The organism is Chromobacterium sp. INPA-IVC, from assembly GCF_059047085.1.
Genome location: NZ_JBTNLS010000007.1, coordinates 286,482 through 305,747 on the forward strand (window position 1 = coordinate 286,482; position 19,266 = coordinate 305,747).

The following is a 19,266-nucleotide window of genomic DNA, read 5'->3' on the forward strand; positions in this document are numbered from 1 at the left end:
CCGCGCCGGCTGTCGGCGCGCTTTTCCACGCAGAAACCATGAACGCGAAAACCATAGGCGTCGCCGGCGTCACCGTGCCCGGCGCCGTAGACTGCCTGTCCAAGATCCACCGTCTGTGCGCGGACCGCTTTCCCCACCATCACCACCCGCGCTTTGCGCTGGACCAACCGGATTTCGGCGTGGTGCACCAGGCACAGGACGACGACCGCTGGGACTTGGTCGCCGATTCCATCGTCGGATCGCTCGAACGGCTGGCCGGCGCCGGGGCCGAACTGGCGGTGATCCCGGCCAACACCGTGCACCTGGTGGTGGACGACATCCGCGCCCGCTCGCCCATTCCGCTGATCAGCATCCTCGACGTGGTGGCCGACGCCTGCGCGGCGCGGGGCCTGAAACGGGTGGCGATACTCGGCACCCGCTGGACCATGGCGCGCCGCTTGTACCAGGCGCCGCTGGCCGCGCGCGGCATCGAAGAGGTGATTCCGGATGAGGCGCGGCAGGCGGCGATCCAGCGCGCCATCTTCGAAGAGCTGGTGCCGACCGGCCGCGCCAGCGCAGCCACGCTGGCGGCGCTGCTGGAGGTGGTGGAGGCGATGAAAGCGCAGGGCTGCGACGGCGTGGCGCTCGCCTGCACCGAGCTGCCGCTGGTGCTGAACGACGCCAACTGCGGCGTGCCGGCGATCGACACCACGCTGGTCTTGGCCGAGGCGGCGCTGGCCGCGGCTTGCGCCTAGCGCCGTCTCAGTTCCCGGCGGACGCGCGGCGGTATGCGCCCGGCGGCAAGCCGGTCAGCCGCTTGAACGCGCGCTGGAAGGCGGCGTCGCTGTCGTAGCCGACCCGCGCCGCCACTTCCGCCAGCGGCAGCCGGGTTTCCCGCAGCAGCGCCCGGGCGCGCAGGATGCGCCAGCCGGCCAGGTGGTTCAACGGCGTGTCGCCCACTTGGGCCCGGAAATGGCGGGCGAAGGCCGAGCGCGACATGCCGGCCCGCGCCGCCATGCTCTCCAGCGTCCACGGCGCGGCTAAGTCGGAGTGAACGGCCTGCAATAGCGGCGATAGCCGGCGGTCGGCCAGCGCCCCCAGCCAACCGTCGCCGCGGCCGGACAGGCAGTGGATGCGCAGCGCCTCGATCAGCAGCACGTCCACCAGCTTCTGCACCACCAGCCGCGAACCCAGCGCCGGCGCGGCGTTCTCGCGCGCGATCATTTCCAGCGCCGCCTGCAGCAACCGCGCCCGCTCCTCATCCAGCTTCAGGTGCAGCACCGGCGGCAGCAGGTCCATCAGCGGCGCGCCGGCGGCGGCGTCGAACACGAAGCGGCCGGAAACGATGCCGGTTTTCTCGCCGTCGCCGCCGAAGCGGATCACGTCGTCGCAGCGGCCGGCGAATACCGTCTCGCACGGCGGCGTCTCCCTGCCTGCCTCATCCATCAAGCGGAAGCGCTGGCCGCCGCTGACGATGAACAGGTCGCCGGCCGCCAGCGGCAGCGGCTGATCCAGGCCCGCGCCATCCAACAGGCAGCGGCCGTGGGCGACGACGCCGAAGCGCGCCGACACCTGGTGGGCGAAGTCTATGCCCCATGGCGCGCGCGCTTCCAGCCGCGCGTACAGCGCGCTCTCCACCCGCATCGCGGCGAAGATGTCTTCCAGCAGGTCCATGATTGAATCCGGTACGAAAGGTGAAAAAACAGGCACGGTTAATCATTCATCATCCTGGCGCGGCGCGGCAAGATGTCCGAGTGATTTTTATCCAAGGCCATCTCCCATGCAAAGCTACCGTTTCTCCCGTTTCGGCTCGCTGGACCACCTGGCGCGGCATGACGGGCCGATGCCGACGCCCGGCCGCGGCGAAGCCCTGGTGCGGGTGCGCGCCAGTTCGCTGAATTACCGCGACTTGGCGCTGTTGCGCGGCCAGTACCCGATGAGCTGGCGCGACGGCCTGGTTCCCTTGTCCGACGGCGCCGGCGAGATCGTCGAACTGGGCGAGGGCTGCAACCGCTTCCAGCTGGGCGACCGGGTGTGCAACACCTTCTTCCCGCAATGGTTCGGCGGCCCGTTTCCACCTGCGGAGGCGGCGCGCCAGTACGCCAGCGACCAGGATGGCTGGCTGTGCGAATACAAGGCGGTGAGCGAGGAGGCGCTGGTTCGCGTGCCGGACCATCTGGACTGGGCCGAAGCGGCGACGCTGCCGTGCGCGGCGCTGACCGCCTGGACCGCGCTGACCGGGCCGCGGCCGATCAAGGCCGGCGACACGGTGTTGGTGCAGGGCTCGGGCGGGGTGTCGCTGTTCGCCTTGCAGCTGGCCAAGGCGATGGGCGCGCGGGTGATCGCCACCACCTCCGGCATGGCCAAGGCGGACAGGCTGAAGGCGCTGGGCGCGGACGAGGCGATCGACTACCTCGCCGTGCCGGCATGGGGCGCGCGGGCGCGCGAGCTGAACGGCGGCCTGGGCGTGGACCTGGTGGTCGAGGTGGGTGGCAAGGGCACGCTGGAGCAGTCGCTGGCGGCGGTGGCGCCGGGCGGTGAGATCGCGGTGATCGGCTTCCTGGCCGACGGCGCGGCGGAGCTGGATTTCATGCGCTACTTCCTCAGCGGCGCCACCCTGCGCCGCATCGCGGTCGGCCACCGCGAGGGCATGGAGGCGATGCTGCGCGCGATTGACCGGCAGGCGTTGCGGCCGGTGGTGGATCGGGTGTTCCCGTTCGGCGACGCGCGCGCGGCCTGGGAGCACTTTCTCGCCCGCCGCCATTTCGGCAAGGTGGTGATCGCGCACTGAGCCTGGTCGGCCGCCGTTGTGGCGGCCAGACGCCTCCGGCTTCGCAAACAGACGGAAAGCCCGGGAAATTTGCGGTTCGCATTTGCTATCGGGGGGAAAAATATGTTACTAAAGTAACGTGATTTTCGATTCCGAATAGTTATGAGCCGCTCTCCACGACACGACAAAATCCTGCAGCTGGTTCGCGAAAACGGCTTCATGCCCATCGAAGAGCTGGCCCGCCTGCTCGATGTCACACCGCAGACGATACGGCGCGACATCAACCAGCTGTGCGAGGCCAATCTGCTTCGCCGCTACCACGGCGGCGCCGCGCTCGGGAACAGCGTGGAGAACGAGGACTATTTTGCTCGCAAAGGAAAGTTCCAGAGCGAAAAGGCCCATATCGCCGACATGATCGCGCGCAGCATCCCCGACCACGCTTCGCTGTTCATGAGCATAGGCACCACCATCGAAGCGGTGGCGCAGGCGCTGACGGCCACCCACAAGGGCTTGCGCGTCATCACCAACAACATCCACGTCGCCTCCATCATGTCCACCAACCCGGACTTCACCGCGATGATCACCTCCGGCACCGTGCGCGCGTCGGACGGCGGCATCACCGGCGTGGCGACGCTGGATTTCATCAACCAGTTCAAGGTGGACTACGCGATCATCGGCGTGTCCGGCATCGAGACCGATGGCTCGCTGCTGGATTTCGACTACCGCGAGGTGCGCGTCGCCCAGGCGATGATGAACAACGCCCGCCACCGCTACCTGGCCGCCGACCACAGCAAGTTCGGCCGCAACGCGCTGGTGCGCATGGGCCACATCAGCGAGTTCCACACCGTGTTCACCGACGCGACGCCGCCGGAGCCGGTGGCCAAGCTGTTGGAAGAGCACAACGTCAGGCTGGTGTTGTCCGAGGCCTGACAGCCATGAAAAAAGGGCGCCGGGAGGCGCCCTTTTCCTTTTCCGGCGCGGCCGCGCCGGATGTTTTCCTTACATCCTGGCCAGCGCCTGCTTGGCTTTTTGCGCGGCGTCGGTCTTCGGATACAGCTTGATCAGGCGGCGATAGGTGTTCTTCGCCTGATCCACCTGGCCCAGGTCGCGCTGGCAGTTGCCGATATTGCGCAGCGCGTCCGGCGCGAAATGGTTGTTCGGGTATTGCTCGACGAAACGTCGGTGGATGTCGATGGCGGCGTCGTACTGGCGCAGCGCCGTGTGGGCGACGCCCAGCCAGTAGTTGGCCTCGGCGGCCTGCGGCGCCTGCGGGTTCTGCTGGATGAACAGCGACAGCGCGTTGATCGCGTTGGGAAAGTCGCGCGCGCGCAAGAGATTCAGCGCCTTGTCGTAGTCGGGGCTGGCCTGGCTGTCGCCGGCGGCGGCTTGCTGGGCGGCGGGCTGCGAGGCGTCGCGCTTGCCGGGCGCGCCTTCCAGGTGCGACAGGCGGCCGTCCAGGTCGTTGTACAGATCGTTCTGGCGCTTCTGGGTGGTTTGCAGATTGTAGTTCAGCACTTCGACGTCGCCGCGCAGCTTGGCGACCTCGGCCTTCAGGGCGTCGACCTGGCTGACCATTTCCAGCAGCTTCTCATTGGACAGCTTGCTTTCCACCGCGCTGATGCGGGTGGACGCCTGCTGGTTCACCTGCGCCAGTTGGCGGCGGGTCTCCTCCAGGTCGCTGGTGCTGGCGCAGCCGTTCAGGATCAACAGCAGGGCGCTACTGATGGCGATGCGTTTCATGGGCGTTCCGATGGATGAAGATTGCCGGACATCATAGCGGTTCGGCCGCCGTTTGGCAGCCGCCCGCGGATATCCGGCAGGGCGAGGACGGCGGGCGGCGGGGAAACCGCCCGCGCCAGGCGCTTACTGGCCCTGGTAGACGATGTCGGCGCGGCGGTTTTCCGCGTAGTCGGCGTCGCTGTGGCCGGTGGCCTTCGGCTTTTCCTTGCCGAAGCTGACGGCTTCCAGCTGGCTTTCCTTCACGCCCAGCACTTCCATCGCGTGCTTGACGCTCTCGGCGCGGCGCTGGCCCAGGGCCAGGTTGTATTCGCGGCTGCCGCGGGCGTCGGTGTTGCCCTGGATGATCACTTTCTTGTCGTGACCCTTCAGGTAATCGGAGTGGTTGGCGACGATGTTCTTGCCTTCGCCGTCGACGGAGGACGAGTCGAAGCCGAAGTACACGCTGCGCTTGGCCAGCGGGCTGTTCGGATCATTCAGCGGATCGACCGCTACCTGGCTTTGTTCGCTGCCCGAGCTCACCGGGGCCTGGGTGGTCGGCGTCTGGGCGGCGGGCGCGGCCGGGGTTTCGGCCGGCTTGGTGCTGGCGCAGGCGGCGAGCAGGGTGGCGACGGCGGTGGCGAGTGCGAGTTGCTTCAGGTTCATTGTTGGCTCCCATCAAGGATTATTGAACGGACCCCATGCCGGGTCCTGAACATCACCGTTGAGCACGGCCAGTTTCACCTTGCTGCTGCCGTCCGCGGTGGCCGCGTACAGCACGCTCTGTCCGCCGGCGTCGCTGGAATACAGCACCATGCGGCCATTGGGCGCGAAGCTGGGGCGCTCACTGTAACTACCGTCTGACAACTGCCGGCTGTCATTAGTTGCCAGATCTTGCGACATCACACGGAAATTGCCGGCTGAACGGCGAATATAGACCAGGGTCTTGCCGTCCGGCGACAATTTGGGCGAAACATTGTAACTGCCCTCCCAGGTGACGCGCTGCGCGTCGCCGCCGTTCACCGGCACCCGGTAGATCTGCGGGTTGCCGCTGCGGTCGGAGACGAAGTAGACCATCGAGCCGTCCGGGCTGAAGGCCGGCTCGGTGTCGATGCCGCCGTTGTACATCAGGCGGCGCGCCGAGCCGCCGGCGGCGTTGATGATGTAGACCTGCGAGTTGCCGCTGGTGGTCAGCACCACGGCCAGTTTGCTGCCGTCTGGGCTCCAGGCCGGGGCGGAGTTGCTGCCCTTGAAGTTGGCCACCGCGCGGCGCTGGCCGGTGGCCAGATCCTGCACCCACACCACCGGCTTCTGGCTGGCGAAGGAGACATAGGCGATGTAGCGGCCATCCGGGCTCCAGCTGGGCGAGATGATGGGTTCGGTGGAGCGCAGGATGGTCTGGCTGCGCTGGCCGTCGACGTCGGAAATCTGCAGCGCGAAGTTGCGGCCGGATTTCAGCACGTAGGCCAGCCGGGTGTTGAAAAAGCCCTTCTGGCCGGTGATCGCCTCGTAGATCATGTCGGCGATCGCGTGCGCCACCTGGCGGCTGCGGTCCGGCGTCACGGTGAATTCGCCGCTGGTCAGCTGCTTGCGCTGCGACGCGTCCATCAGCCGGAAGCTGATCTTGATCTGGCCGCCGCCGGCGCTTTCCACCTTGCCGATGGCGATGGACTGCGCGCCGGCGGCCTGCCACAGCGGATAGCGGATGTCGGCCGGCTCGAACGGCACGTTGGCGACGGCGGACGGGTCGATCAGGCGAAAGGCGCCAGACAGCGCCAGGTCGTTGCGGATCACCGGCGTCAGGTTGCCCTGGGTCGGGCCCTCGTCTTTGAACGGCAGCACGGAGATGGCGTGGCGGCTGGCACCGCCGCCTACGATTTCGATGTTCAGTTCGGCGTGGGCGCTGCCGGCGGCCAGCATCGCCGCCACCAGCATGCCCCGCAGCAGGGCTTTCAAACTCGGCATGGCTTCCTCAGGGCTTTGTCGCGTCCGCTCAGCGCGGACGGAACGTCAGGGTAAAGGTGCGGTAGCCGTCGTTGAAGTTGGCTCCCGCCGGCAGTTTGGGGAAAGTCTTGGCCTCCCAGACCGCGCGTTGCACGGCATCATCATAGGCCGGAACGCCGCTGCTTTTCACCAGTTGCACCGCGCGGACCTCCAGCGTCGGCATCAGCGTGACGCGGACCACCGCCGCCGGATTGCCGGCGATGCCGGGCGGAATCTGCACCAGCGGCGTCACTTTGGCCTTGACCAGGTCTATCCAGCCGGCGTTGACGCCGGAGCCGTTGACCGCGCCGCCGGCCACGCCGTGCTTGCTGCCAGCCTGGTCGCTGCGCGCGTTGGGCTTGCCGCTGGTGCGCGTGCTGTCCAGGCTGGAGAGCAGATCGTCGGCCTCGTTGTTGTAGGCCTTGGCGGTCTTGTGGCCGGGTTTGGCCGCGGGCGGGGTGTGGGCCTTGGCGTCCTTCTTTTCCTGCGCCTTCTCCGCCGGCTTGGCCTTTTCTTGAACTTTTTTCTCCGGTTCGGCCGGTTTGGGTTCGTGCTTGGGCTTTTTCGGCTCGGGCTCAGCCGCCGGCTTGGGTTCCGGTTTCGGCGTCTCGTGCTTGGGTTTGGGCGCGTCCTTCTTGCCCAGGTTGACCTCGGCCGGCGGCACTTCGACCACCGGTTTGGGTTCCGGTGCCGGTTGCGGCGCGGGGGCGGGCGCTGTCGGCGCGGTCACGGCCGGCGGAGGCGGCGGCGCGGTGGTCCACAGCTCCAGCGCCAGCGGCGCCGGGCTCGGCGGCGGCGTGGTCTGCAGGCCGCCCCACAGCAACAGGCCGATCACGCCGGCGTGGAACAGCGCCGAGGCGATGAAGGTCCAGGGACGCGGCGAGGCGGACGATTGCGGCTTCATTGCTTGCTGATTTGCTTGACGGTCAGCGCCACGCGCTTGATGCCGGCCTGGTGCAGGCGGTCGGCGATCTTCACCACTTCGGCGTATTTGAGGTTGGCGTCGGCGGAGATGGCCACCGGGCGTTGTCCGGCGCCGGCCAGCGCCTGCAATTGGCTGGCGAGGTCGTCCAGCGAGTCGACGCGGGTTTTCTGTTCGCCGTCCACCAGTTCGATCTTGCCGGTGGCGTCCACGGTGACCTCCAGCGGGCGGACGTCGATGGCGGGCGCCTCGGAGACGCTGGGCACGTCGATCACGCCCGGCGTGAACATCGGGGCGGTGACCATGAAAATCACCAGCAGCACCAGCATCACGTCGATGTAGGGCACGACGTTCATCTGGTTCATCTGGCGGCGGGGGCGGCGGTTCAGCATGACGGTGACGGGGTAAGCTCGGTCAACAAACGGCCATCATAGCACCGGCGGGGGGGCCGGCGCTGTGGCCAAAACGTTACAGACCATCCGGCGATGGTGAAAGTTCATGCGCGCCGGCTAGCGGCGGGTGCACAGCGTCAGGCCATCGCCTATCGGCAGCACGCACATGTGGACGCGCGGGTCGGCCTTCAGGCTGGCGTTGAACGCATGCACCAGGTGCACGCCGGGCGGGTCTTCCGGCTTGGGCTCCACCACGCGGCCGGACAGGAAGATGTTGTCGATGGCGATCACGCCGCCGGGGCGCACCAGCTCGAGGCAGGCTTCGTAGTAGTCGCGGTAGGACGGCTTGTCGGCGTCGATGAAGGCGAGGTCGAAGCGGCCGGCCTGGCCGTCGTCCAGCAGCTCGCGCAAGGTGCTCAGCGCCGGTTGCAGCCGCAGGTCGATACGGTCGGCGACGCCGGCCTTGGCCCAGTATTCGCGGGCGATGGCGGTGAAGGTTTCGCTGACGTCGCAGGCCACTACCTGGCCGTCGTCCGGCATCGCCAGCGCCACGGTCAGCGCGCTGTAGCCGGTGAACACGCCGATTTCCAGGTAGCGGCGCGCGCCGATCAGCCGCGCCAGCCAGCCCATGAACTGGCCCTGGTCTGGGGAGATCTGCATCTTGGCCAAGCGGTGGCCGGCGGTGAATTCGCGCAGCTCGCGCTGCACCGGGTGCTCGGCGACGGCGATGTCGAACAGGTAATCGGAGAGGGCGCTGCTGAGCGTCACCGTGTGGCGGGTCATATTCGGGCTTCCAGAATGACGAAACGCCCGCGAAGGGCGTCGGGAACGATCCAGGCGGCGCTTATTCCGGCTGGTAGACGTAGGCCTTCTGCGGCACGCTGGATTCTTTCCAGCGGCGCTGGTCGTCCAGGTTGAGCTCGCGGTCCCACAGCGTCAGGCGCAGCTCGCGGCGCTCGCTGTCCACTTCCGGGTTCTTGTCCAGGAAGCCGTTGATGAACTGGGTGAATTCGGACTGGTACATCGTACCCTCCATGGTGGCTGATCGGACAATTTTAATCGATTCGTGGCCCCGCCGCCACGCCGGCTCAGTCCGCCTCCCTTTCGCCGTACAGCATGCACTCGATGCGGCGGTCGGGGACCAGCCACATCAGCGCCACCGCCAGGTACAGCGCGCCGGCCAGCCAGGTCTGGTACCAGGCGAGGCCTATCGCCAGCAGGTAGCACAAGGGCGAGATCTTGCCCTTGATGTCGCCCCCCAGCGCCTCGGACAGCCGGGTGCGGTTGCCGGGCAGGCACAGCAGCGCCTGCTGCATGATCCACCAGGCGATCGCGCACATCAGCAGCACCGCGCCGTACAGCGCCACCGGCAGCGGCGCGTAATGGTTCTCGCCCATCCAGCCGGTGACGAAGGGGATCAGCGACATCCAGAACAGCAAGTGCAGATTGGCCCATAGCACCCGGCCGTCGATGCGGCGGGTGGCGTGGTAGAAGTGGTGGTGGTTGTTCCAGTAGATGCCCACGTAGATGAAGCTGAGCAGGTAGCTGAGGAACACCGGCAGCAGCGGCGTCAGCGACTGCCAGTCGGTACCGTGCGGCACCTTCAGCTCCAGCACCATGATGGTGATGATGATGGCGATCACGCCGTCGCTGAATGCCTCCAGGCGGTTTTTTTCCATGCGGGTCTCGTGTGGATGGTCCTGACTGGAATGTAGAGCGGCGGGCCGCGTTCGGCAAAGCGCGGCGGCGTCAGTCCGGCCTGGCGGCGCGGCATGGCAGGCGGACGCGGGCGAAGTAGCGGCCGCCGCGCCGCTCGGCGGCGAGCGAGGCCTCGGCGTCGTACAGCAGCGCCAGCCGCTCGCGCAGGTTGTCCAGCGCGATGCCGCTGCCGGCGGTCGGCGCGGCATCGGCCGGCAGCGGATTGTCCAGCGCCAGCTCCAGCAGGCCGCCGGCGACGCGGGCGGAGATGACGATCTCAACCTCGCCGGCCACGCGCTCGGCGCCGTGGCAGACGGCGTTCTCGACCAGCGGCTGCAACAGCAGCGGCGGCAGCTCGGCGTCCGGCGGCGCGTCGATGCGCCAGCTGATCGTCAACCGCGGCCCCAGCCGTTCGGACTCTATCGCCAGGTACATCTTGGCCAGCTCGATCTCGCGCGCCAGCGTGGACAGCCTCTCCGGCGCGGCCATCTGGGCGCGAAACAGCTCGGCCAGATTTTCCAGCACCGTTTCCGCCTGCTGCGGCCGCGAACGGATCAGCGCGATGGCGGCGTTCAGGCTGTTGAACAGGAAATGCGGGCGGATGCGCGCCTGCAGCGCGGTCAGCCGCGCCTCGGCGAGCGCCGGCGACAGCGCGCGCTGGCGCAGCGCCAGATAGTGCAGCAGCAGCGGGGCTGCCGCCATCGCCAGCGCCGCCGAGGTCCAGGTCCGGGGCCAGTCGTCCTGCAGCCGCCATTGGCACAAGGCGAAACTGGCGCCGGCGATCAGCGCCGTCCAGACGGCTCCGCGCCGCCGCCGCGACAGCCAGGGGGCGGCCAGCGCCAGCAGCGCCAGCGACAGCAGGCTGCCCGGAATCAGCGCCAGCGCCGATTGCAGCCAGCGCCACAGCGGCTGCTCGGCCGTCAGCGCCAGCAGGCCGTCGGCGCACAGCAGCAGCGCCGGCAGCTGCAGGATGCGCAGCATCACGCCAGGCAGGCGGAAGTCGGGCAGCGGCGTCGGAATCGGGCGGGACATGGCGGGTCTCCGGGGGCGATGCTGCGATGATAGCGCCCGGCGATGGAAACCGCCGCCGTATATAAAGAAAAGCGAAGGCAGTTGGCCAGACCTGCGCTCAGGCCCCGCGCGGCGATTCGGTGAGCCGGGTCTGATCTGGCGCAAATTTGCTCGCGAACGGCGGTTTTCCCCGCTTTACAAACCGGGCTCGCCGGCGCTAGTGTCAGCTCTCAAGAATATCAGATAAATCTAATTTGCATCGCTGCCTGACGGCAGCCGATGGACCCGCTTGTCGAATGGGCGGCGCATGGTTCCAAGGGCCGGATTTATTGCGCCGCGCAATGATTTTGACATGTCCGATTTCCCGGTTGAATCAAGCCTGTCAGACGATATACGGTAGCCAATATATGCCTTGCATAATGCGGCGCAGCATGCATTTAATGATTTCCAAACGATCGTTCCCGACCGCCGCGCACGACCGTTCCCGTTTCTGATTCCACCATCCACTTGCAGGAGATATCCGGTATGAATATCGTCATCCCAGCCGAGCGGCTGGCCGGCGAGCACCGTGTGGCGGCGACGCCGGACACGGTGAAGAAGCTGGTCGGCGCCGGCCACGCTGTCGTCGTGGAACAGGGCGCCGGCCTGGCGGCCGCGCTGCCCGACGCCGCCTTTGTGGCCGCCGGGGCGACCATCGCCGAGCGGCGGCAGGAGATGCTGGCCGCGGCCGACATCGTGCTGGCGGTGCGCATGCCCGAGGCCGCCGACGTGGCCGCGCTGAAGCCCGGCGCGGTGCTGGTCGGCATGCTGGCGCCGTATCAGAATCCGCTGCTGCCGCAGTTGGCGGCGCAGCGGGTGTCGGCTTTCGCGCTGGAGCTGCTGCCGCGCACCACCCGCGCCCAGAGCATGGACGTGCTGTCCAGCCAGAACAACATCGCCGGCTACAAGGCGGTGCTGCTGGCCGGCCAGTTCTATCCCCGCTTCATGCCGATGCTGATGACCGCCGCCGGCACGGTGAAGGCGGCCAAGACGCTGGTGCTGGGCGTCGGCGTCGCGGGTCTGCAGGCCATCGCCACCGCCAAGCGGCTGGGCGCGGTAGTGGAAGCCTACGACGTGCGCCCCGCCACCCGCGAGCAGGTGGAGTCGCTGGGCGCCAAGTTCGTCGAGGTGCCGATGAGCGACGAGGAAAAAGCCGCCAGCGGCGGCGTCTACGCCCGCGAGATGTCGGCCGAATTCCTGGCGCGGCAGAACGAATTGCTGGCCAAGCGCGCCGCCGCCGCCGACATCGTCATCTCCACCGCGCTGATTCCCGGCAAGCCGGCGCCGCGCCTGCTGTCCGCCGACGCGGTGGCGGCGATGAAGCCGGGCTCGGTGATCGTCGACCTGGCCGCCGAGGCCGGCGGCAACTGCGAGCTGACCCGTCCCGGCGAGGCCTGGCTGACCGACAACGGCGTGCGGGTGGTGGGCCTGACCAATCTGCCCGCGATGCTGGCGGCCGACGCCTCCAGCCTGTACGCGCGCAATCTGCACACCTTCCTCGGCCTGCTGTTGGGAGGCGGCGGCCTGACGCTGGATCTCGCCGACGAGCTGGTCGCCGCCACGCTGGTCACGCACCAGGGCGAGCAGCGCTTCGGCGCCGCCGCCCGTCCGGCGGAAGCCGCCAACCACGACAAGGAGCCGCACCATGGCTGATCCCTTCATCACCAGCTTCACCATCTTCGTGCTGGCGGTGTTCGTCGGCTACCACGTGGTGTGGAACGTCACCCCGGCGCTGCACACGCCGCTGATGGCGGTCACCAACGCCATCTCCGGCATCATCGTCGTCGGCGCCATGCTGCAGGTGGTGGATATCAACGGCCAGGAGATCACCGTCACCTCGGTGCTGGGCGCCGTGGCCATCTTCCTCGCCAGCATCAATATCTTCGGCGGTTTCCTGGTCACCCAGCGCATGCTGGACATGTTCAAGAAGAAAAACAGGGGATGACGATGCAGAATGTTTCGGCTGTTCTTTATCTGGTCGCCGCGGTGTTGTTCATCCTGGCGCTGAAGGGGCTGTCCAGCCCGGCTTCGGCGCGGCGCGGCAATCTGTACGGCATCGTCGGCATGGCGATCGCGGTGCTGACCACGCTGCTGATCATCGACAAGCCGGTGCTGGCGCTGATCGCCGGAGCCATCGCCGCCGGGGCGGTCGTCGGCGCCTGGAAGGCGCGCACGGTGGAGATGACCGGCATGCCGGAGCTGGTGGCGGCGATGCACTCGCTGGTGGGCCTGTCCGCGGTGCTGATCGCGGTGGCGGCCATCTTCCACGGCGGCGTCGAGCACACGCCGGTGCAGAAGGTGGAGCTGTTCATCGGCGCCTTCATCGGCGCGATCACCTTCACCGCCTCGGTGATCGCCTACGGCAAGCTGTCCGGCCGCTTCGGCGCCAAGGCGATCAGCTTCGCCGGCCAGCATCCGCTCAATCTGCTGCTGGCGCTGGCCATGGTCGGCTTCGGCGCGGCCTACTTCTTCACCGACAGCCAGGCCGCTTTCCTGGCGATGGTGGCGGTGGCGCTGGCCTTGGGCGTGACGTTGATCATCCCGATCGGCGGCGCCGACATGCCGGTGGTGGTGTCTATGCTGAACAGCTACTCGGGCTGGGCGGCGGCCGGCATCGGCTTCACGCTGAACAACCCGGTGCTGATCATCGCCGGCGCCTGCGTCGGCTCGTCCGGCGCCATCCTGTCTTACATCATGTGCAAGGCGATGAACCGCTCCATCGTCAGCGTGCTGCTGGGCGGCTTCGGCGCGGAGACCGTCGCCGGTCCGGCCGGCGATGCGGGGCCGGCCAAGGCCTACAAGGCCGGAAGCGCTGAGGACGCCGCCTTCCTGATGGCCAACGCCGACCAGGTGGTGATCGTGCCGGGCTACGGCCTGGCGGTGTCGCGCGCGCAACACGCCTTGCAGGAATTCGCCGAACTGCTGCACGAGCAGGGCGTCGGCGTCCGCTACGCGATCCACCCGGTGGCGGGCCGGATGCCGGGCCATATGAACGTGCTGCTGGCAGAGGCCGAGGTGCCGTACGAGCAGGTGCTGGAGATGGAGGAGATCAACGCCGACTTCTCCACCACCGATGTGGTGCTGGTGATCGGCGCCAACGACGTGGTCAACCCGGCCGCGCAGAAGGACAAGCAAAGCCCCATCTACGGCATGCCCATCCTGGAGGCGCACAAGGCGCGCAACGTCATCGTGGTCAAGCGCTCCATGAACGCGGGATACGCGGGGCTGGACAACGAGCTGTTTTACATGGATAAAACCATGATGGTGTTCGGCGATGCCAAGAAAGTGGTGGAAGACCTGCTCAAGAACGCTGTGCACTGAGCGCTCGTCCGCCGTCCCGAACGCCCGCCATTGGCGGGCGTTTTGCCGTCCGCAGTCATGGAAAAGGAAACCCGCATGCCTTCTCTCGGCGCCCTGTTGGTCAGCGGCAGCATGATGCTGCCGACTCAAGCCCTGCCCGATCTGCAACACACCGAATGGCGGCTCCAGTCGCCGGCGCAACCGGCGCCGCAGCCTACCCTGAGCATTTCCGACAGCCGCATCAGCGGCTTCGCCGGCTGCAACCGCTTCACGCTGGGCATAGACGAAGACGGCCGCCACCAGGTTTCCACCACCCGCATGGCGTGCGCGCCGGAGGCGATGGCGCGCGAGCAGGCCTTGCTGAAATTGCTGGGCGCGCCGTTCCGCCTGCTGCCGTCCGCCGATGGCCGCTACCTGACGCTGGCGGCCGGCAAGACCGTCTACCGTTTTGCGAAAGCGGACGCCGCTCAGGCGGCGGCTCCGGTTTCGCCGCAGGCGGCGTGGCGGCCGCAGGCGGGCGAGCAATACTGGTACGCGACGCGCGGCGATTGCGCGGACGGCGCCTGTCTGCGGCTGCGCGGCAGCGAGGGCGAACCGTGGCGCGATTACCACGGCGAGATCGCCGGCTTCACGCCCGAAGCCGGCCGCAGCTATTACCTGAAGCTGCAAGGCGAGCCGGAACGCGGCGGCGGCACCGCGCTGCAATTGGTGAAAGTGATCTACCAGGAGACGGTGACGCCGGTTGTCGATTGACGGAACCTGTGAGCTCTACGGGCGTCATAGTCTGTTTCTTGTTCAGGATATCGCGATGTCTTACCGACTGACCCTGCTGGCGCTCGGCGCCGCCCTGCTGGCCGGCTGCGCCAGCCCCACCGCTCCGGTTCGCCAGGGCCCCGCGCCGACGATGCCGCAACTGCAAGGCGAGTGGAAGCAGACCGGCGCCGGCGACAAGGGCATCCTGCTGCGCATCGACCAGCAACGGCTGTTCGCCAAGGCCGGCTGCAACGGCATGTTCGGCCCGGCCGCGATCGATGGCGGCAAGCTGCGCGCCGAGCGCCTGGCGTCGACGCTGATGATGTGCCCGCCGGAGGCGATGCAGCGCGACGCCAAGCTGTCGCGCCAGCTGGAGGCCGGCATGGACGTCAGCCTGGACGGCGAGCGTCTGAAGTTGTCCGACGGCAAGGACGCGCTGACCTTCGAACGCCAGCCGCAGGGCGAGATCAAGTTCATCTATGTCGCCGCCGAGCGCAAGGCCTGCACCGGCGTGGCGCCGATGCAGTGCTTGCAGGTACGCGCGGACAAGTCCAAGCCCTGGGAGCTGCATTACGGCGAGATCGAGGGCTTCCAGCCCGAGCCTGGCGTCGCTTACCGGCTGCGGATCAAGGAAGTGAAGGTGGACAATCCGCCGGCCGACGCGTCTTCCATCCGCTGGATCCTGGATCTGGTGGTCGAGCAGGAAGTGGTGAAGAAGCCTTGAGGGACGGCTTCCGTGTCGCATGGCACGTGATGGATCCGCTGCGCGGATGATGGTTTGAGTGCCGGTTCCGCCCGGCGGACGGACAAGGGGGCTGCGCGGCCAGCCCCCTTGCAACCCCAGGCCGCCCCTGCCGCCCGCGAAACCCCGAGAAAAATGCGCCAGGCAAGGAGCCGCCGAAACTACATGCGTGCGAATCCTTGATTCGCTCAGCGGTACGCGCTACCGTCGCGCGGCGTCGAACAGATCGGCGGCTTAAAACCTTGCCCGCCGCATTTTCCCCGGCGCGCGCAGAAGGGGGGAGTGGGGCCCGCCGCATACGTGTTTCCATCGTCTGAGAATACACAGCCACGACATCCGTGGTTAAAGCGTCTGTCTGTAAAACGGGCTATGACAGCCGCTCTGCTACAATCGCGGCATTGAAATTGCAGGAGGCCGCCATGAGCCTGATTCCCGAAATCAAACCCCAGCAATCGCTGGAATTGCTCAAAGAGCTGCACATCCTCACCCGCGACGGCAAGATCAACCAGGACACCCGCCGCAAGCTGAAGCAGGTTTACCACCTGTATCAATTCATCGAGCCCTTGATGGCCGATGTATTGGAGAGCAAGGGAACGATGACGCTGGCCGACCACGGCGCCGGCAAGTCCTACCTCGGCTTCATCCTGTACGATCTGTTCCTGAAGGACAAAGGCGCCGGGCATGTCTATGGCGTGGAGACGCGGCAGGAGCTGGTGGACAAGTCGCGCGAGCTGGCCGACCGCCTGGGCTTCGATCGCATGGGCTTCCTCAACCTGACGGTGGAGCAGTCGATCACCTCGACCGAGCTGCCGGAACAGGTGGACGTCATCACCGCGCTGCACGCCTGCAATACCGCCACCGACGACGCGATCCGCTTCGCGCTGGCCAAGAACGCCCAGTACATCGTGCTGGTGCCGTGCTGCCAGGCCGAGGTGGCGTCGGTGCTGCGGCAGAAGAAGAACGAGACCTTCGGCAAGACGCCGCTGTCCGAGCTGTGGCGTCATCCCATCCACACCCGCGAGTTCGGCAGCCAGCTGACCAATGTGCTGCGCTGCCTGCAGCTGGAGGCGCGCGGCTATCAGCTGACCGTCACCGAGCTGGTCGGCTGGGAGCACTCGATGAAGAACGAGCTGATCATCGCCAAGAAGACCGGCAAGGGCAAGAACAGCGCCCGCGAGCGCCAGCTGGCCATTCTGGACGAGTTGAACCTGATGGATCTGCGCGAGCGCTTCGCCTATTGATGGCGGCGCGATGCGGCGGAGTTTTCGTTCCGCCGCCTGTCTTTCGTCCTAGCGCGCCGCCGCCGGGACGAACTTGAACTCCTGTATCACCACTTCCACTTCCTGGCCGTCCGCCGGCGGCTTGCCCTGGAACAACCACAGGTTCAGATGCACCGGCAGCGGCTGCTGCGGCACGCGCTGCGCCGCGTCGACCGGGTTGAAGCGCCAATGGGCGATCGGATAGAGGTCGCCGTCCTGGAAACCGTGCAGCGACTGGTAGTCGACCGCGGCCGCGCTCCAGTCGAAGCGGTGGGTGCTGTAATCGCCGCCCAGCGCGAAATCGAAGGTGTAGGAGGTGGGGGCCGGGCCCGGCCGCGCCGGGTAGACGGTGTAGTTGCCCATCGGATTGGCCGGACTGCCCCAGCGCGAGAATTCGATGTCGATCTCGTTGCTGCCGTCGGGGCCGACGTCCGGCGTCGGGTAGTTGAACAGGCCCAGCACCACATTGGGGTCGAAACGGTCCGGGCGGCCGATCAGCTTGAACTGGTAGCGGCCGAAACCCAGCCGTTGCGGCAGATAGAGTTCGGCGGCGGTCCATTGGCCGCCGCGCTTGGCGATTTTCAGGTGCAGCCGGCCCTGGGCGTCCAGCCAGACGTTGTTTTCGTCCCAGACATTGGGGCCGGGGCCGCTGCTGCCCTGGTTGCGCACTTCCCAGTCGTAGCCGGAGAAGCGGAGGGTTTTGGCGGCGGCGGGCTGGGCGAAGGCCAGCGCGGCGGATAGCGCGCAGCCGAGCGCGAACGCGGTTTTCATGGCGGTGGTTCCTGTGGGGGAAAACCGCCATGTTGCCACGGGCCGCGCCCGGCGCGCGGCCCCCAGTCCGTCAGGACAGTCCGGCTGAGAACTTTTTCCTACAAGCGGAAGCGCGCGGTGACGTTCTGCAGATTGTGCGACAGCGCGTTCAGCTCGCTGGATGTGGTGGCCAGCTCCTCCACGGTGGCGCTGTTGGATTCCGCCATCTGCGACACCTGTTCCATGCTCTGCGCCAGGCTGAGGCTGGCGGTGCGCTGCTCGCCCAAGGCGCTGGTGATGTTGCCTATGGTGCCGACGATGTCGCGGGTGCTGCCCTCGATTTCCTCCATCGAGTCGCTGGCCTCGCGGGCGCTGCCGGAGACGGCGTCGACGCTGGACAGGCTCTGGTCCATGCTGCCTACCACCTTCTCCACGCCTTGCTGGATGGCGCTGATCATTTGGGTGATTTCCTGCGCCGAGCTGGCGGTGCGCTCGGCCAGCTTGCGGACCTCGTCGGCCACCACCGCGAAGCCGCGGCCCATTTCGCCGGCCCGCGCCGCCTCGATCGCCGCGTTCAGCGCCAACAGATTGGTCTGGTCGGCCACGTCGCGGATCACGGTGACGATGTTGCCGATGCGCTGCACCTCGCCGGTCAGCGTGCGCATCTCTTCCGAGGTGGCGGCCACCGCGGTGCTGACCGACTGGATCTTGCCGACCGAGGCCTGCACCGCGTGGCCGCCGCGCCCGGCCAGATCGCCGGCGTCGCGCGCCTGGCGCGAGGCCTGGTCGGAATTGTCGGCGACGTGGTTGATGCTGACGGTCAGCTGTTCGATGGTGGCGGCGGCTTCGGAGGTGGCTTCGGACTGCCGCTGCGCGCTGGTGGCCACCTGTTGCGCCATGCTGGACAGCTGGTGCGCGGAGTCGGACACCTGGTTGGCGTTGTCCTGGATATTGGCCACCACTTCGCGCAGCCCCTGGCGCATGTTCTGGACGTTGCGGGCGATCTCCATCGCCTCGTCGCGCGATACCGGCAGCGCTTCGTCGGGTCCGGACAGGTCTCCTTGTTCGATATTACGCACCAGCGCCACCGATTTTCTCAGCGGCGTGGTCACCAGGTTGGCGACGAACAGCGCCACGGTCACGGCGATGAGCAGCGCGGCGGCGGCGGAGACCAGCATGATGGTGACCGCCTGGGCGTAGGCGGCCTTGCTGTCGTCCAGCGCCTGCTGCACTTTGTCGTTCTGGTAGGCGGTCAGTTCGTCCAGGGTCTGGGCGAATGTCTGGTTGGCCGGCACGAAGCGCTGTTTCAGGAAGGCGACCGACTCCGCATCTTTGTTGGCGCGGATCAGCGCGTACAGCGGCGAGTACAAGGCGGAGAGCGCGTTGCGGGCCTGTTGCACCCGGGCGAAGACCTCGCGTCCCTTGGGCGAAACCAGGGCCTGGTCCAGTTGTTCCAGGCTGGCGGTGTTCTGCGCGCGCAGTTCCTCCACCTTGCTGATGTTGGTTTCGATCTCTTGCGGGTTTTGGGCGATGATGGCGTCGCGCACCGCGCGCGCCACGCCCATGGTGGCCAGCACGATCTTGTTGCACAGCGCCGCCTTCGGGTAACGGTTTTCTGTGATTTCCACTTCCTTGGCCTGAATGGCGTTCAGCTTGAGGATGGCGGTCAGGACGATGGCGGCCAGGATCAGGATCATCAGGCCATAGCCGGCCAGGAGCTTCTGTTTGACAGAGAGTTGGGACAGCATCGGATTCTCCCGGTAAAGGCGCTGCGCCGGGCGTATTCGATGTCCCGATGGTTCAACCGCTTGCCTACGCGCTGCATGAATGAAAAATAGCCGCAGAGGGGCGGCTAGGCAAAAATCATTCTGATCTGTCCGTTTGGCAGGGTTTAGGCGGCGGCGGCGGCTTTCTCTTCCCCTTGTCATTGCCTAAGCTCAAACCTGCTAAAC

At 67.1% G+C, this 19,266-nt stretch carries 21 protein-coding genes; 9 read left to right on the forward strand and 12 right to left on the reverse strand.

Annotation, left to right across the window (positions count from 1 at the left end; genetic code table 11):
• Positions 1-38: 38 nt before the first annotated feature.
• A complete protein-coding gene (locus tag ACX17K_RS15140; RefSeq protein ID WP_493775455.1) occupies positions 39-734 on the forward strand; it encodes an aspartate/glutamate racemase family protein in 696 nt (231 codons plus the stop codon).
• A gap of 7 nt (positions 735-741) precedes the next feature.
• On the opposite strand, the gene ACX17K_RS15145 is transcribed toward ACX17K_RS15140, so the two are convergent.
• Positions 742-1,653 (reverse strand): cupin domain-containing protein, encoded by a 912-nt coding sequence (locus ACX17K_RS15145; protein WP_493775456.1) that lies wholly within the window; start codon positions 1,651-1,653, stop codon positions 742-744.
• 106 nt (positions 1,654-1,759) lie between these two features.
• On the opposite strand from ACX17K_RS15145, the gene ACX17K_RS15150 reads away from it, so the two are divergent.
• Complete coding sequence (locus ACX17K_RS15150; RefSeq protein ID WP_493775457.1) at positions 1,760-2,770, forward strand: zinc-dependent alcohol dehydrogenase family protein; 1,011 nt, start codon at positions 1,760-1,762, stop codon at positions 2,768-2,770.
• 141 nt (positions 2,771-2,911) lie between these two features.
• The gene (locus ACX17K_RS15155; RefSeq protein WP_021478820.1) at positions 2,912-3,679 is read left to right on the forward strand and encodes a DeoR/GlpR family DNA-binding transcription regulator; all 768 of its coding nucleotides are present in this window, start codon (positions 2,912-2,914) and stop codon (positions 3,677-3,679) included.
• A gap of 69 nt (positions 3,680-3,748) precedes the next feature.
• Here the strand turns inward: ACX17K_RS15155 and ybgF are convergent, their stop codons facing one another.
• From ybgF to ACX17K_RS15200, 9 genes are all read right to left on the reverse strand, one after another.
• The gene (gene ybgF / locus ACX17K_RS15160) at positions 3,749-4,489 is read right to left on the reverse strand and encodes a tol-pal system protein YbgF (RefSeq protein ID WP_046158654.1); all 741 of its coding nucleotides are present in this window, start codon (positions 4,487-4,489) and stop codon (positions 3,749-3,751) included.
• Positions 4,490-4,612: 123 nt separating this feature from the next.
• Complete coding sequence (locus tag ACX17K_RS15165; RefSeq protein WP_493775458.1) at positions 4,613-5,131, reverse strand: OmpA family protein; 519 nt, start codon at positions 5,129-5,131, stop codon at positions 4,613-4,615.
• Positions 5,132-5,143: 12 nt separating this feature from the next.
• Entirely contained in the window at positions 5,144-6,430 is a 1,287-nt protein-coding gene (gene tolB / locus ACX17K_RS15170; protein WP_493775459.1) for a Tol-Pal system beta propeller repeat protein TolB, read from the reverse strand.
• A 28-nt stretch (positions 6,431-6,458) separates the two neighbouring features.
• On the reverse strand, positions 6,459-7,352 hold the full coding sequence (gene tolA / locus ACX17K_RS15175) for a cell envelope integrity protein TolA (RefSeq protein ID WP_493775460.1): 894 nt from the start codon (positions 7,350-7,352) through the stop codon (positions 6,459-6,461).
• Positions 7,349-7,762, reverse strand: a complete 414-nt coding sequence (locus ACX17K_RS15180) for an ExbD/TolR family protein (RefSeq protein WP_493775461.1) — start codon at positions 7,760-7,762, stop codon at positions 7,349-7,351. Before ACX17K_RS15180 ends, tolA begins: the two co-directional genes overlap by 4 nt.
• 117 nt (positions 7,763-7,879) lie before the next feature.
• On the reverse strand, positions 7,880-8,545 hold the full coding sequence (locus ACX17K_RS15185) for a class I SAM-dependent methyltransferase (RefSeq protein WP_493775462.1): 666 nt from the start codon (positions 8,543-8,545) through the stop codon (positions 7,880-7,882).
• Between the two features lie 61 nt (positions 8,546-8,606).
• A complete protein-coding gene (locus tag ACX17K_RS15190; protein ID WP_046155298.1) occupies positions 8,607-8,786 on the reverse strand; it encodes a DUF3460 family protein in 180 nt (59 codons plus the stop codon).
• 64 nt (positions 8,787-8,850) lie between these two features.
• Positions 8,851-9,441, reverse strand: a complete 591-nt coding sequence (locus ACX17K_RS15195; protein WP_493775463.1) for a TMEM175 family protein — start codon at positions 9,439-9,441, stop codon at positions 8,851-8,853.
• Between the two features lie 70 nt (positions 9,442-9,511).
• Positions 9,512-10,492 carry a sensor histidine kinase gene (locus tag ACX17K_RS15200; RefSeq protein WP_493775464.1) on the reverse strand — a complete coding sequence of 327 codons (981 nt, stop codon included), beginning with the start codon at positions 10,490-10,492 and terminating at the stop codon, positions 9,512-9,514.
• 504 nt (positions 10,493-10,996) lie between these two features.
• Here ACX17K_RS15200 and ACX17K_RS15205 point away from each other — a divergent pair.
• The 6 genes from ACX17K_RS15205 (at position 10,997) to ACX17K_RS15230 (ending at position 16,546) form a co-directional block, all read left to right on the forward strand.
• Positions 10,997-12,163, forward strand: a complete 1,167-nt coding sequence (locus ACX17K_RS15205) for a Re/Si-specific NAD(P)(+) transhydrogenase subunit alpha (RefSeq protein ID WP_493775465.1) — start codon at positions 10,997-10,999, stop codon at positions 12,161-12,163.
• A complete protein-coding gene (locus ACX17K_RS15210; protein WP_166438812.1) occupies positions 12,156-12,455 on the forward strand; it encodes a proton-translocating transhydrogenase family protein in 300 nt (99 codons plus the stop codon). Before ACX17K_RS15205 ends, ACX17K_RS15210 begins: the two co-directional genes overlap by 8 nt.
• Before the next feature lie 2 nt (positions 12,456-12,457).
• On the forward strand, positions 12,458-13,831 hold the full coding sequence (locus tag ACX17K_RS15215) for an NAD(P)(+) transhydrogenase (Re/Si-specific) subunit beta (RefSeq protein WP_104948030.1): 1,374 nt from the start codon (positions 12,458-12,460) through the stop codon (positions 13,829-13,831).
• 75 nt (positions 13,832-13,906) lie between these two features.
• A complete protein-coding gene (locus ACX17K_RS15220; protein ID WP_493775466.1) occupies positions 13,907-14,563 on the forward strand; it encodes an META domain-containing protein in 657 nt (218 codons plus the stop codon).
• Positions 14,564-14,618: 55 nt separating this feature from the next.
• Positions 14,619-15,287 carry an META and DUF4377 domain-containing protein gene (locus ACX17K_RS15225; protein WP_493775467.1) on the forward strand — a complete coding sequence of 223 codons (669 nt, stop codon included), beginning with the start codon at positions 14,619-14,621 and terminating at the stop codon, positions 15,285-15,287.
• 437 nt (positions 15,288-15,724) lie between these two features.
• Positions 15,725-16,546 carry a class I SAM-dependent methyltransferase gene (locus ACX17K_RS15230; RefSeq protein WP_231162882.1) on the forward strand — a complete coding sequence of 274 codons (822 nt, stop codon included), beginning with the start codon at positions 15,725-15,727 and terminating at the stop codon, positions 16,544-16,546.
• 48 nt (positions 16,547-16,594) lie between these two features.
• Here the strand turns inward: ACX17K_RS15230 and ACX17K_RS15235 are convergent, their stop codons facing one another.
• Positions 16,595-17,335: a glycoside hydrolase family 16 protein gene (locus tag ACX17K_RS15235; protein WP_493775468.1), complete on the reverse strand. Its 741-nt coding sequence runs from the start codon at positions 17,333-17,335 to the stop codon at positions 16,595-16,597.
• A gap of 98 nt (positions 17,336-17,433) precedes the next feature.
• Positions 17,434-19,062 carry a methyl-accepting chemotaxis protein gene (locus tag ACX17K_RS15240; protein WP_493775469.1) on the reverse strand — a complete coding sequence of 543 codons (1,629 nt, stop codon included), beginning with the start codon at positions 19,060-19,062 and terminating at the stop codon, positions 17,434-17,436.
• Positions 19,063-19,266: the final 204 nt, after the last annotated feature.